The 12,618-nt window shown below is 71.7% G+C and carries 13 protein-coding genes; 5 read left to right on the top strand and 8 right to left on the bottom strand.

Annotated features, from left to right (window positions below; translation table 11 throughout):
• Positions 1 to 66: 66 nt before the first annotated feature.
• The 3 genes from ACQPXB_RS05930 to ACQPXB_RS05920 are packed head-to-tail and all read left to right on the top strand — an operon-like array spanning position 67 to position 3,071.
• Positions 67 to 1,398 (top strand): magnesium transporter MgtE N-terminal domain-containing protein, encoded by a 1,332-nt coding sequence (locus tag ACQPXB_RS05930; RefSeq protein WP_366575234.1) that lies wholly within the window; start codon positions 67 to 69, stop codon positions 1,396 to 1,398.
• A complete protein-coding gene (locus ACQPXB_RS05925; RefSeq protein WP_432849975.1) occupies positions 1,391 to 1,915 on the top strand; it encodes a DUF1003 domain-containing protein in 525 nt (174 codons plus the stop codon). The genes ACQPXB_RS05930 and ACQPXB_RS05925 overlap by 8 nt, the downstream gene beginning before the upstream one ends.
• Before the next feature lie 10 nt (positions 1,916 to 1,925).
• Positions 1,926 to 3,071, top strand: coding sequence for an Mrp/NBP35 family ATP-binding protein (locus ACQPXB_RS05920; RefSeq protein WP_386946711.1), 1,146 nt, complete (start codon positions 1,926 to 1,928; stop codon positions 3,069 to 3,071).
• A 45-nt stretch (positions 3,072 to 3,116) separates the two neighbouring features.
• Here ACQPXB_RS05920 and ACQPXB_RS05915 read toward each other — a convergent pair whose 3' ends face one another.
• From ACQPXB_RS05915 to sigE, 5 genes are all read right to left on the bottom strand, one after another.
• Complete coding sequence (locus ACQPXB_RS05915) at positions 3,117 to 3,617, bottom strand: hypothetical protein (protein ID WP_366575240.1); 501 nt, start codon at positions 3,615 to 3,617, stop codon at positions 3,117 to 3,119.
• 220 nt (positions 3,618 to 3,837) lie between these two features.
• Positions 3,838 to 4,263 carry a Sec-independent protein translocase protein TatB gene (tatB, locus tag ACQPXB_RS05910; protein WP_366575242.1) on the bottom strand — a complete coding sequence of 142 codons (426 nt, stop codon included), beginning with the start codon at positions 4,261 to 4,263 and terminating at the stop codon, positions 3,838 to 3,840.
• Between the two features lie 103 nt (positions 4,264 to 4,366).
• Positions 4,367 to 5,890, bottom strand: a complete 1,524-nt coding sequence (locus ACQPXB_RS05905; RefSeq protein WP_386946706.1) for a S1C family serine protease — start codon at positions 5,888 to 5,890, stop codon at positions 4,367 to 4,369.
• A 369-nt stretch (positions 5,891 to 6,259) separates the two neighbouring features.
• On the bottom strand, positions 6,260 to 6,943 hold the full coding sequence (locus ACQPXB_RS05900; protein ID WP_386946705.1) for an anti-sigma factor family protein: 684 nt from the start codon (positions 6,941 to 6,943) through the stop codon (positions 6,260 to 6,262).
• Complete coding sequence (gene sigE, locus ACQPXB_RS05895) at positions 6,940 to 7,554, bottom strand: RNA polymerase sigma factor SigE (RefSeq protein WP_366575248.1); 615 nt, start codon at positions 7,552 to 7,554, stop codon at positions 6,940 to 6,942. Before sigE ends, ACQPXB_RS05900 begins: the two co-directional genes overlap by 4 nt.
• Before the next feature lie 190 nt (positions 7,555 to 7,744).
• Here sigE and ACQPXB_RS05890 point away from each other — a divergent pair, with 190 nt between their 5' ends.
• A complete protein-coding gene (locus ACQPXB_RS05890; protein WP_366575250.1) occupies positions 7,745 to 8,398 on the top strand; it encodes an O-methyltransferase in 654 nt (217 codons plus the stop codon).
• A gap of 4 nt (positions 8,399 to 8,402) precedes the next feature.
• On the opposite strand, the gene ACQPXB_RS05885 is transcribed toward ACQPXB_RS05890, so the two are convergent.
• Entirely contained in the window at positions 8,403 to 9,599 is a 1,197-nt protein-coding gene (locus ACQPXB_RS05885; RefSeq protein WP_432849970.1) for an MFS transporter, read from the bottom strand.
• 64 nt (positions 9,600 to 9,663) lie between these two features.
• Here ACQPXB_RS05885 and ACQPXB_RS05880 point away from each other — a divergent pair, with 64 nt between their 5' ends.
• Positions 9,664 to 10,557 (top strand): LysR family transcriptional regulator, encoded by an 894-nt coding sequence (locus tag ACQPXB_RS05880; RefSeq protein WP_386946699.1) that lies wholly within the window; start codon positions 9,664 to 9,666, stop codon positions 10,555 to 10,557.
• A 292-nt stretch (positions 10,558 to 10,849) separates the two neighbouring features.
• Here ACQPXB_RS05880 and ACQPXB_RS05875 read toward each other — a convergent pair whose 3' ends face one another.
• Positions 10,850 to 12,274 (bottom strand): leucyl aminopeptidase family protein, encoded by a 1,425-nt coding sequence (locus tag ACQPXB_RS05875; protein ID WP_432849968.1) that lies wholly within the window; start codon positions 12,272 to 12,274, stop codon positions 10,850 to 10,852.
• Positions 12,275 to 12,364: 90 nt separating this feature from the next.
• Positions 12,365 to 12,532 (bottom strand): DUF3117 domain-containing protein, encoded by a 168-nt coding sequence (locus tag ACQPXB_RS05870; RefSeq protein ID WP_005155393.1) that lies wholly within the window; start codon positions 12,530 to 12,532, stop codon positions 12,365 to 12,367.
• Positions 12,533 to 12,618 lie beyond the last annotated feature (86 nt).

Genomic DNA, 12,618 nt, shown 5'->3' with positions numbered 1-12,618 from the left:
GGACGCTGGCAAGACACGGTCGCGCGACGCGGGCGCCGGGGCCTGCTTGCGGATAGTGTCTGCCTCATGGCTGCCGTGAACAGGGTTTTCGTGGCTCGGCTGGCGGGTCTGCCGGTGTTCGGGCCCGACGGCGAGTCGATCGGCAAGGTCCGCGACGTCGTCGCGGGCCTCCGGCTCGACCAGCAGCCGCCCCGCATCCTCGGCCTGGTGGTCGAGCTCGCGACGCGGCGGCGCGTTTTCGTGCCGATGCTGCGCGTCACCACGATCGAGCCGACGGCTGTGACGCTGGCCACCGGATCGGTGAACATGCGGCACTTCACCCAGCGCCCCAACGAAGTCCTCGTCTGCGGGCAGCTGCTCGACGCGCACGCGTCGCTCGCCGGTACGGACACGCGCGTGGCGGTCGTCGACGCCGCGATGGAACCCACCCGCACGCGCGACTGGGTGCTCGCGAAGCTCGCCATCCGCGAACGCCAGACCCGGCTCGGGATCGCCCGCCGCCGCACCGCCATGCACGTCGTGCCGTGGAACGAGGTCGCCGGGCTGGGCCTCACCGATCTGTCGGCGCGGGAACCCCAAGGCGCGGGCCAGCTGCTGATGCTCTTCGACACCATGCGGGCCGTCGACATCGCCGCCACCGTGCGCGACCTGCCACTGAAGCGCCGGCACGAGGTCGCCGACGCGATGGACGACGAACGCCTCGCCGACGTCCTCGAAGAGCTGCCCGACGACGACCAGAAAGAGCTGCTGGCCTACCTGTCGGAGGAGCGCGCGGCCGACATCCTCGAGGCGATGAGCCCAGACGACGCCGCCGACCTGCTGGCCGAGCTGGCGCCGGCGGACCAGAGCCGGCTGCTGGCGTTGATGGAGCCCGAGGAGTCGGAGCCGGTCCGGCGGCTGCTGGCCTACTCGTCCGACACCGCCGGCGGTCTGATGACCCCGGAACCGGTGGTGCTCACACCCGACGCGACCGTGGCCGAGGCGCTCGCGCACATCCGCAACGCCGACCTGCCCGCCGCGCTGGCCACGATGGCGTTCGTGTGCCGCCCGCCGACGGCGACGCCGACCGGCCGGTTCGTGGGCGTGGTGCACTTCCAGCGCCTGCTGCGCGAGCCGCCCGCGGAGCTCGTGGCGAGCGCCGTGGACACCGACCTCACCGCGCTGCGGCCCGAGGCCTCACTGGCTGAGGTCACCCGTTACTTCGCCGCGTACAACCTCGCGTGCGGCCCCGTGGTCGACGCCGAGGAGCACCTGCTGGGCGCCGTCACCGTCGACGACGTGCTCGACCACCTGCTGCCCGACGACTGGCGCGAAACCGGCCTGCACGACGTTGCCGACGTGCCCGCCGAAGTCCACGACCAGGCCGAAGCCCACATCCAGGAGGCCGACCGTGCCTGAACTCACCTCGGGCCGCCGGCTCGACCAGCCGCGCAGCCAGGCGCGGTTTCGCCTCAACATCGATCCGGACACCTTCGGCCGCTTCACCGAGCGCATCGCGCGGTTCCTCGGCACCGGCAAGTACCTGTTCTGGCAGACGCTCATCGTCATCGTCTGGATCGTGCTGAACCTGGCCGCGGTGTCGCTGCGCTGGGACCCGTACCCGTTCATCCTGCTCAACCTGGCCTTCTCCACGCAGGCCGCGTACGCCGCGCCCCTCATCCTGCTGGCGCAGAACCGGCAGGACGACCGTGACCGCGTCTCCCTCGAAGAGGACCGCACGCGCGCCGCGCAGACGAAGGCCGACACCGAGTACCTGGCACGCGAGCTGGCGGCGCTGCGGCTCGCGGTCGGCGAGGTCGCCACCCGCGACTACCTGCGCAGCGAGCTCGAACGGCTGCGCGACGACCTCGCGATGAGCCCGAAGTCACGCAAGGCGAAGCAGGCGGCGAAATCGGACGTGCCGACCGGTACGTAACATGGGTCTGGTGACGAGTACACAGCAACTCCCCAGCGTCGAAGACGTCCGCACCGCGCTGAAGGACGTGTACGACCCCGAAATCAAAAAGCCGATCACCGACCTCGGCATGGTCAAGGATGTCGCGGTCGGCGAAGACGGCGTGGTCGCCGTCGGCATCTACCTCACCGTGGCGGGCTGCCCGCTCAAGGCGACGCTGACCGAGGACACCACCAAGGCCGTCAAGAAGCTCCCCGGCGTCGCCGACGTGCGGGTCGAGCTCGACGTGATGAGCGATGAGCAGCGCACGGAGCTGCGCAAGTCGCTGCGCGGCGACGCCGCCGAGCCGGTGATCCCGTTCTCGCAGCCGGGTTCGATGACCCGCGTGTACTGCGTGGCTTCGGGCAAGGGCGGGGTCGGCAAGTCTTCGGTCACCGTGAACCTGGCCGTCGCGATGGCCGAGCGCGGCCTGTCCGTCGGTGTCGTCGACGCGGACATCTACGGCCACTCGATCCCCCGCATGCTGGGCGCGCGCGAGAAGCCGACCAAGGTCGAGACGATGATCATGCCGCCGCAGTCGCACGGCGTGAAGGTGATCTCGATCGGCATGTTCACGCCGGGCAACGCGCCGGTGGTGTGGCGCGGCCCGATGCTGCACCGCGCGTTGCAGCAGTTCCTCGCCGACGTGTTCTGGGGCGACCTCGACATCCTGCTGCTGGACCTGCCGCCGGGCACCGGCGACATCGCGATCTCGGTGGCGCAGCTGATCCCCAACGCGGAGATCCTCGTGGTCACCACGCCGCAGCAGGCTGCCGCCGAGGTGGCCGAGCGCGCGGGCGCGATCGCGATGCAGACGCGGCAGCGCGTGGCCGGCGTGATCGAGAACATGTCGTGGCTGGAGACGCCCTCGGGCGAGCGCATGGAGATCTTCGGCTCCGGTGGCGGCCAGGCCGTGGCCGACTCGCTGTCGAAGTCCGTGGGCTCGCAGGTGCCGCTGCTGGGCCAGGTGCCGCTCGACCCGCGCCTGCGTGAGCAGGGCGACGAGGGCACGCCGATCGTGCTGGCGGAGCCGGACGCGCCGGCGTCGCTCGTGCTCAAGGAAGCGGCGAAGAAGCTCACCGTCCGGGCCCGCGGCCTGGCGGGGATGATGCTGAACGTCAGCCCCGCCGGCCGCTGAGCCCGGCCGTTCGAACCGCTGGGTCCGCCGGGTCCGCGCCTGAGGTCAGGAGGCGCGGACCGTCGTCAGCAGCGTCTTGTCGGCGCCCAGCGTCACCGCGGTGGCGCCGGGCTGCGTGACGGCCCAGTCGATGTTCGCGGAGTCGCCGGGGCCGACGGCGGTGGCGGCTTCGGGGTGGCCGTCGACGTTCACGTCGACCTGCTGGTCCGAGGTGAGCACGACCCGGACGCGGTTGCCGACCTGCACGTCGACGGTGCCGGCCGGCGGGCTGATCTTGCCCTTGGCCCAGTCGAGCGTGATCAGGACGTCGACGTCGGGCACGCCGGTCTGGGCGCCGCGCTTCACGAAGGCCTGGTCGCCGGCGGGGGCGTTCAGCGTGCTGCTCGGGGACGGCGAGCCGGACGGGCCGCCGGTCGTCGCGGGGGCGGGCACCGACGTGTAGGTGGCCGGTGGCTGGGTGCTGGGCTCGTCGTCCGCGGTGCACGCGGCGGCCAGGACACCCGCGGCGGCGATGATGGCGGCCAGAGCGCCCGCACGGCGTGACATGTCAGAGACCTCCAGGGTCGTTATGGGCGGTTTGCCCGAGGCTACCCAGGAAGTTCGTCTGGTCGTGCGAGAGGTCGGGTCACGCCGGGCCGGCCGCCACATCGGCAACCCGGCACAGCCAACTCGCCCGTTCCCGGCGCCGCAAGTCGGCGCGCACCCGACGTCGCGAGGTCCGGCCGAGGTCACACCCGGACGGGTCGCAAGGGGACGGACCCGGCGCTCAGGTGGCGTCGGGGTCGACCGGGGGCCGCTCGCCCGGCTTGAGCGGTTCGGCCTGCGGCGGGGCGCTCTGCGGCTTCACGGCGGCGGAACCGTTGGAGCCGTTCGTCCCGTTCGAACCGTTCGTGGAGTTGAAACCGTTGAGCCCCAACGGATCCGCGTCGCCGTCGAACAGGTGCTGGGTCACGACCCGCTTGGGGTCGAAGTTGCGCAGCCCGCGCAGGTCCTCCAGCGGCTTGCGGAGCTGGTCGAACTCCGGCCCCATCTCCTCGCGCAGCTGCGCGCGCGCACCGTTGGCGAACTCGCGGACCTTTTTCACGCTCTTCGCCAGCCACGACGCGGCTTCCGGAAGTCGCTCCGGGCCGAGGATGAAGAGCCCCGCGACGATGAGCACGAGGATCTCGCCCCATCCGACACTGTCGAACACCCGTGAACCTCCGCTCGGTACTTCCCCGGTCAGAGTACCCGGGCCGCCCCGCGTTCCGGCAGGCCCGAAGGACGAAGCGGGGCTTAAGACGATGTGACGTCGATCAGTCGGATCCGAGAGTCACGTCGACAACCAGCACCGCGCCGGCGCGCGCCAGCTGCACGGGCACGACCTCACCGACGTCGTGGTTGCGGACGGCCACGGTCAGCTCCGCGGAGTCGCGCACCAGGCGGTCGCCGATCTTCGTGATCACGTCGCCCTCCTTGATGCCGGCCGCGGCCGCGGGACCGTTGGGCTCCACGTTCTTCACCTGCGCGCCCATCGTCGACGAGCCGGCGACCGTGGACGAGGCGTTGATGCCGATGTCCGCGTGGACGACCTTGCCGTTCTTGATCAGCGCCTTGGCGATCTTCATCGCGTAGTCGCTCGGGATGGCGAAGCCGATGCCGATGCTGCCGCCGTCGGCGCTCGAGGAGCGGATCGACGAGTTGATGCCCACCAGCGCGCCGGTGGAGTCGACGAGCGCGCCGCCGGAGTTGCCGTGGTTGATGGCGGCGTCGGTCTGGATGGCCTCGTAGGTCACGGGCGGCTCGCCGCTGTCGCCGCCGGCCGTGATCGGCCGGTCGAGCGCGCTGACGATGCCGGACGTCACGGAGTTCTGCAGCGCCAGCGGCGAACCGACGGCGATCACGGCGTCGCCCACCTGCAGGTCGGCCGACTTGCCGATCTGCATCACCACGGGGTTGGTCACGTTGACCTTCACCACGGCGAGGTCGGTCTTCTGGTCGGAGCCGACGATCTTGGCTTCGGTGCGCGTGCCGTCGTTGAAGATGGCGGTGATCTTCACGGTCGGGTCGGCGACGGCGGTGGTGACCACGTGCTCGTTGGTGAGGATGTAGCCCTGCGGGTCGATCATCACGCCCGAGCCCTGCTCACCGGAGTCGGCGCCGGGCTTGAAGACCTCGAGCGACACGACCGCGGGCGACACGCGCTTCGCGATGTCGGCGATCGACCCCGGCGGACGTTCCTTCGACGCTTCGGCCTCGGAGATCGTGGCGCTGCCGGTGAGCGCCGAACCCGTGTCGGCGATCCACCAGCCGACGAGCCCGCCGACCGCACCCACGAGCAGCGCGACCACGCCGAGCAGCGCGAGCGCCTTCGGCTTCACGCGACGGCCGAACAGCACCTCGGGCAGGCTCAGCAGCGCACCGGACGGGCGTTGGCCGGGCTTCTCTTCGTCTTCCGCCGGCATCGCCGGACCGGCCAGCACGGCACCGGCCGCGGGATCACGCCACGGGTCGCGCGTGTCCGTCCACAGCGGATCCTCGGGCGCGGGCTGCTCGCCGGTCGCCTCCCGCGGACGCTCCAGCACCACCCCTTCGGCCCCCGGCGGCCGGCGGAACGCCTCCGCCAGCGACTCGGGCGTGGGCGGGGCCAGGTCGAGGTTCCCCTTGCCGTTGGCGGCGGGCGTGTAGAGCTTGTCGAACGCCCCGTCGACGCCACGCGGCCGGCCGAACACCGCCTCCTGCGCCGGGTCCACGGCGGGGCGATCGAGCGGCCGTGGCCCCAGCCGATCGTCGCCCGCGGCAGGCGGCTGGGCGGAGTTCGCGTTCGGCTGCTCGGTCATCATTCCCCGGGGCTGAGATCAGGTGGCTGGGCGTGACGATACCCAAGCCTCGACGTCCGAGTCTGCCCAGACGACGGTGAAATGGCTGTTGCCCCGCGCTCCCGGCCCGATCTGGCGCAGTGGTCGGGGCCGCTCGTCGAGCCGATTCGCGACCGCCAGCATGGTCCGGGCGACGGCAGTTTGGCTCCGTTGCGGCGGGTCGGCTCGGAGAGCTCGAACGCGGGCAACCGCCCACGTGGCAGTCGGCGGCCGATGGCTGACTCCGCGTGCCGGACCGCCGGAGGCCGACCGGCGCAGTGTCGAACACACCGGCAGCACAGGCTGTTGCCCCGCACCGCTACCTCCCCCTGGAGAAGCGGTGCGGGCGGCTCAGCGAGCCGGGACCGGGGTCAGCCGGTCGACCACCGGCGTGGCTGTCGGCGACGTCGGGGACGGGGGTGGCAGCGTCGGCTCGGAGCGGGGTACGGCCATCTGGGCGGGCAGCAGGTTCGCGTTCGGCTGCGGCACGCCGCCGGTGTCCGGGGCGCCTTCGCCGCTGTCGGCGGTGGTGCCGACCAGGGCCAGGGCGCTCAGCACCAAGCCGGAGACGACGACGCCCGCGCCTTGGGCGGCGCGCTTACGGGTGAGGGTGAAACGGCCGCCGCCGAGCACGTGGGACGAGTGCCCGAGCGGCGTGGACGAGCCCAACGGGGCAGTACCTCCGAGAACCCCCGCGTCTCGCAGGCCCGCGACGCGGTCGGGGCGCTGGATGGCGACGAGCTGGCCGTCGGCCGTCATGGCCAGGTTGTCGGGGGTGCCGGGCAGTTCGGTGTGGTCCGGGATCGACCGCAGGCTCGCGAGGAACCCGGCCGACATCGACGGCTCGCCGGCGCGCTTCACGGCCTCGACGGCCTGCCGCTGGGCGGCGACCTCGGCCGCGCACCCCGGGCAACGGGCAATATGGGCCGACGCGCGGTCCTGCGCGCCGAGCGACAGCTCGCCGTCGACGAGCGCGACCACGACATCGGGAAGCAAGTGCGACTCGGGGAGACCCCACCCTCGCGCAGCGGTCATACCGACACCTTCGCAGACTCGTCGCGGAGCGCACGGCGGCGCTCCAGCGACGCACGCAACGCCTGCCGGCCGCGGTGGATGCGGCTGCGGACGGTGCCGAGCTTGACACCCAGCGTGGCGCCGATCTCCTCGTAGGAGAGGCCTTCGACGTCGCAGAGCACCACGGCGGCCCGGAACTCCGGGGGCAGCTCGTCGAGCGCCTCCTGCAGGTCGGGGTCGAGGTGCGTGTCGGTGTAGACCTGCTCGGGGCTCGGGTCGTCGCCGACGATGCGGTCGGTGTCGTCCGGCAGCCCCTCCATGCGCACGCGCGAGCGGCGGCGGGCCATGTCGAGGAACAGGTTCGTGGTGATGCGGTGCAGCCAGCCCTCGAAGGTGCCCGGCTTGTACGACGCGAGCGAGCGGAAGACGCGGATGAACGTCTCCTGCGTGAGGTCCTCGGCGTCGTGCGTGTTACCGGTGAGGCGGTAGGCCAGGCGGTAGACGCGGTCGGCGTGTTCGCGCACGACCTCGTCCCAGGACGGGGGCGTCCAGGTGGCCTCGCCCGAGTCCACGGTCACCGGCTCGGGTTCCGACTTGTCGGCGTTCTGCATCAGGGGAGCAGGCACCTCCATCTGCGACTCTCCTCTTCTGCTCAGCCAACGCTGCTCTCGGGCACGGTGTTCCCGCGCGGTCGAGATTGAGTTTGTCGGGTTTCCTTATGGTTCTAGTGAGACGGGACTGAGAGCAGCCTGAGAAGTTATTTCGGCGGGCTTACCAGGGAGCCTTCGCTGATTTATCGACAAGCAACGCTAACCTTCGCGCGTGAGTTCCGGGACGCATGCGGCCTCGGCGGCCGAGCCGGTCGGCGCCGAGTACGTCGACGGGTACCTTCCCGACGACGACGTACTGGCCGCGGCGCGGGCGCGCGCGGCCGACCTGGGCTGCGCGCCGCTGGCCTCGGGGGCGGGCGCGACCTTGCGTTTCCTCGCCGCGACGCTCGGCGCGCGGGCCGTGGTGGAGGTCGGCACGGGGGTCGGCGTGAGCGGCCTGCACCTGCTGCGAGGGATGGCTCCCGACGGCGTGCTGACGTCGATCGACCTCGAGCCGGAGTACCAGCGCGCGGCGCGCACGACGTTCCGCGAAGCGGGCATCCCGCCCGGCCGCACGCGGCTGATCGTCGGCCGCGCCCTCGACGTGCTCCCCCGGCTCACCCCCGGTGGCTACGACCTGGTGTTCGTCGACGCGGCGCGCCTCGAGTTCCCGAACTACTACGAGAAGGGCGTCTCGCTGCTGCGCCGCGGCGGGATCATCGCCTTCCACAACGTGCTGGCCGGCGGCCGCGTCGCCGATCCGTCGCGCCGCGACCCGGAGACGCTCGCCCTGCGCGAGGTCGCGCGGGCGATGCGGGAGGACGAACGCCTGGTCCCGGCCCTGTTGCCGGTCGGCGGCGGGCTGCTGGTGGCGGCGGTCGGCTGAGTTCTCACGTGTGCGCGAGCTCGCGCGGGCGGAGCCGGACGGTGGTGCCCACCCCGACGGCGGCCGCCGCGAGCACGAGCCACACGGCCACGGCGGCGATGAGCCAGGCCCAGCCGGCTTCGCCGTAGATCACCGCGCCGACCGCGCCGCCGACGCTGCTGCCGAGGTAGTACATGAGCGTGTAGAAACCGCCGGTCTGCCCGCGCGCGTTCTCCGGCGCCTCCGCGGCGGCCCAGCTGTTGGCGATGGCGTGGGCGGCGAAGAACGAGCAGGTCAGCACTACAAAACCGACGGCGACCATGGCCACGGAGTCCGGAATCGTGAGGGCCGCGCCGACGGCCATGAGCAGCAGCGCGCCGATGATGGCGCGACGGCGCCCGATCCTCGTCGCCAGGCGGTTGGCCGTCGCCGAGGAGACCGAGCCCAGCGCGTAGGCGAGGAAGACCAGTGACGCGATGGCCGGCGAGAGGTGCAGCTCACCGGTGAGGCGGAAGCCGGCGGCGTTATAGAGCGCGACGAACGACCCCATGGCCAGCAGCGCGACGACGTACTGGGCCAGGAGCACCGGTTTGCGCACGGCGTGGAGCAGGCCGATACCGACGTCACGCAGGGTTTGGCGGTCTTCCCGGTGCTGCCGGCCCCTCGGCAGCGCGACGACGGTGACGATCGCGCAGACCAGCGAGATGCCGGCCACGACGTACAGCGCGCCCCGCCAGCCCAGCGGGCCCGCGGTGAAGCCCGTCGCGAGACGGCCGGTCATGCCGCCGATGGAGTTGCCGGCGATCATCGCACCCACCGCCGCCGCCACCCCGACCTTGCCGAGCCGCTCGACGAGGTACGCCGTGGCGACGCCGGGGAACCCCGCGATCGCCACGCCCTGGACGGCCCGCAGCACGAGCATCACCGAGTACGACGGCACGAGCGGCAGCAGCAGCCCCAGCACCGCCGAGATCACCACCGACGCGATGATCACCGACCGGCGCCCGACCACCTCGGACAGCGCCGCGATGGGCAGCACGGAGATCGCCAGCGCCCCCGTCGCCACACTCACCGCGAGCGACGCGCCACCGGGGTCGAGGTGGTACTGCTGCGCGAGCTGCGGCAGCACCGGCTGGGGCGCGTAGAGCAGCGCGAACGACGTGAACCCGGCAGCGGCGACGGCGACCTTGACCCGGACGGTGGTACTGGCGGTAGTGGTCACATCTGCCGAAAGTAAGGAGAGCTAACCAATACGTCCAATACGGTTGTGCGCGATAATCCATACCGTGTCGCATGAAAGCCTGACTTCCCAGCTCGCGCCCCACCTGCTGCTCCTCGCGACCCTGCGGAGCACGAGGAACGTCACACGCACGGCCGAGTTGCTGGGGGTGCCGCAGCCCACAGTGAGCCGTCGGCTGGCCGCGCTCGGCGAGTCGTTGGGCGCGCCGTTGACGGTGCCGGACGGGCGCGGGATCCGGCTGACTCGGGCGGCCGAGTTGCTCGCGGAGGCTTCGGAGCGGGCGCTGGCTTCCGTCGACGCGGGGGCGCGGCTGGCGAGGGAGGAGATCGAGCCGGAGAGCGGACGGGTGGTGCTCGGGTTCCTGCATCTGCTGGGGAGGTCGTTGGTGCCGTCGTTGCTGCGGGGGTACCGGGCGCAGGTGCCGGGGGCGCGGTTCACGTTGGTGCAGGGGTCGCGGCAGGAGATGGTCGACCGGTTGGCGGGTGGGGAGCTGGATTTGGCGTTGCTGGCGCCGGTTCCCGACGATGTGGTGTTCGAGACGGCGGTGTTGTCGACGCAGCCGATTTTGTTGTCGGTGCCGTCCGGGCATCGGTTGGCACGGCGGGCGGGGGTGCGGATGGAGGAGCTGGCGGATGAGGAGTTCGTGATGTTGGAGCCCGGGTATGGGCTTCGGCGGATCACGGACGAGTTGTGTGCGGAGGCGGGGTTTTCGCCGAAGGTGGCGTTCGAGGGGCAGGAGTCGGACACCGTGCGGGGATTGGTGGCGGCGGGCTTGGGGGTGGCGTTGTTGCCGCACTTTGAGCCGGGGGCGCCGGCGGGGGTGGCGGAGGTGCCGATCGAGCCGGGGGTGGGGAGGACGATCGGGCTGGCTTGGCGGAGAGGGGAGCCGGTTAGTCGGGCTGTGGGGGTTTTTCGGGAGTTTGTGTTGGGTGGGGTGTGAGGGGTTCTGGGTCCTGCGCGGGGGCGTGTTGCGTTGGGAGTGCACCCCGAAGCTGGATTGTGTTGACGGCCGGTGAGCCGTCCGCAAGGAGGCTTCGGATCGGGGTGCCGGGGCGGGGCTGGGTGCAGGTTCCGTCGCGTAGGTGGCCGCGGTTGGTGGGGTTTGCGCGGCCTGGGCGGTCCGTGAGTTGGGCAGGCGAGTGGCGGTTGGGTGGAAGCCAGAGCGCCCCAATGCGGCGTTCGGTGCGTTGAGCGCAACCAACGCCGCATGGGGTGTGCGGCCTCGTGAGGGGTCAGGCTGAGTAGGAGGCGGCCAGTTCCACCAGGGTGCGGGCGGCGAAGCCGGAGGCGCCGGGGACCACGTCGTCGTAGGTTTTGTCGGCGCGGGCGGGGCCGGCGATGTCGAGGTGGGCCCAGGGCAGGCCGGCCGTGAATTCGCGGAGGAAGAGGGCCGCCATGATGCCGCCGGGGCCGCCGGGGGCTTGGCGGACGTCGCCGAGTTCGCCTTCGATGGAGGGGGCGTAGTCGTCGACCAGGGGCATGCGCCACCAGGATTCGCCGGCGCGGGTGCCGGCCGCGATGACGCGGGAGGCCAGGTCGTCGTCGGTGGAGAAGAGGCCGCCGGTGCGGAGGCCGAGGGACACCTTCATGGCGCCGGTGAGGGTGGCGGCGTCCACGACGAGGTCGGGTTTGTACGTCTGAATTCCGTAGGCGAGGGCGTCGGCCATGACCATGCGGCCTTCCGCGTCGGTGTTGCCGACCTCGGTGGTGCGGCCGCCGTAGTGGCGGACGATGTCGCCGGGGCGGTACGAACCACCGGAGACGTGGTTCTCGGCGGCGGGCACCAACGCCGTCACGCGCACGGCCAGACCCAGCGCGGCGATGGCGCGCACGGAGGCGATCACGGCCGCGCCGCCCGCCATGTCGGTGCGCATGAGGTGCATGCCGTCGGCGGGCTTGACCGACAGGCCGCCGGTGTCGAACGTGATGCCCTTGCCCACGAACAGCAGGTGGGTCTTGGCGCCGCGCGGAGAATACGAGAGCTCGATCAGGCGCGGCGGCGAGTCCGAACCTCCCCCGACCGCGAGCACGCCACCGAAGCCGTTGTCCGCGAGCCACTTCTCGTCGCGCACGTTCACGGTCACCGCGGCCGAGCCGACGACCTTCGCGGCGGTGTTCGCGAGCCACGCGGGGTTCTTGATGTTCGACGGCGCGTTGGCCAGGTCCCGCGTCAGCGCGGCGGCGGCCGCCAGCTCACGCACGCGCGCGACCTCGTCCGCGTAAGCCGCGGCCGAAGGGCTCACCAGCCGGACGGTCTGCACCGCGGGCTTCGGGTCCTCTGTGGTCACGACGAACCGGTAGCCGCCCAGGAGCAAACCCATCGCGAGCTCGCCGACGTGCGCGGCGGCCACGTCCTCGGGCAGCCCCACCTGGACGGTCCGAGCCGGCTGGTCCACGGAGGACACCGCGCGCGCCAGGGCCGCCCCCGCGCGGCGGTAGTCGCGCGGCTCGCCGGCGCCGAGGCCCGCGACCCAGCGGACCGCGCCGTCGGACGGGACTTCCTGCACGTCGCCCGCTTTGCCGGTCGCCTTCACCCCGCCGAGCTCCAGCTCCGCGGACGAAAGTGCCAGCACCACTTGCGGGGCGCCGCGCCGGAACGCGTCGGCGACCTCGATCTCGGGCAGCTTGGTCGGGACAGGCGGTAGTGAGTTACGCACGGTGAGCAACCTTTGGGCGCAGACGAACCGCGACCCCGGCCTCCATGAGGAGACCGGGGTTCGGTGAGTGGATGGGGAGGGGAGCCGGAATCAGCCGGTGACCTCCTGAAGTGCTGCGCCGAGGTCCTTCGCTTCTTCCGCGGAGAGCTCGACGACGAGACGGCCGCCACCTTCCAATGGCACTCGCATCACGAGGCCCCGCCCCTCCTTGGTCACTTCGAGGGGACCATCTCCGGTCCGGGGCTTCATGGCCGCCATAGCGTGCTCCCTCCGTCTCAACCGGCGCGCCCGGGTCGCGCACTCCCATGCCAGCCGGGTCTTGACCCCCATTGTCCCTCATCAGC

The sequence above is a fragment of the Amycolatopsis sp. CA-161197 genome (genome assembly GCF_050942255.1).
In the GTDB taxonomy this organism is placed as follows: domain Bacteria; phylum Actinomycetota; class Actinomycetes; order Mycobacteriales; family Pseudonocardiaceae; genus Amycolatopsis.
This window is presented reverse-complemented; position numbering and strand designations above follow the sequence as displayed.

Bases quoted from the DNA above. Each gene is read 5' to 3' on its own strand.
- ACQPXB_RS05905 (WP_386946706.1), bottom strand. From the start codon at position 5,890: ATGACCGAGCAGCCGAACGCGAACTCCGCCCAGCCGCCTGCCGCGGGC.
- ACQPXB_RS05915 (WP_366575240.1), bottom strand. From the start codon at position 3,617: ATGTCACGCCGTGCGGGCGCTCTGGCCGCCATCATCGCCGCCGCGGGT.
- ACQPXB_RS05930 (WP_366575234.1), top strand. From the start codon at position 67: ATGGCTGCCGTGAACAGGGTTTTCGTGGCTCGGCTGGCGGGTCTGCCG.
- sigE (WP_366575248.1), bottom strand. From the start codon at position 7,554: ATGGAGGTGCCTGCTCCCCTGATGCAGAACGCCGACAAGTCGGAACCC.
- ACQPXB_RS05870 (WP_005155393.1), bottom strand. From the start codon at position 12,532: ATGGCGGCCATGAAGCCCCGGACCGGAGATGGTCCCCTCGAAGTGACC.
- ACQPXB_RS05900 (WP_386946705.1), bottom strand. From the start codon at position 6,943: ATGACCGCTGCGCGAGGGTGGGGTCTCCCCGAGTCGCACTTGCTTCCC.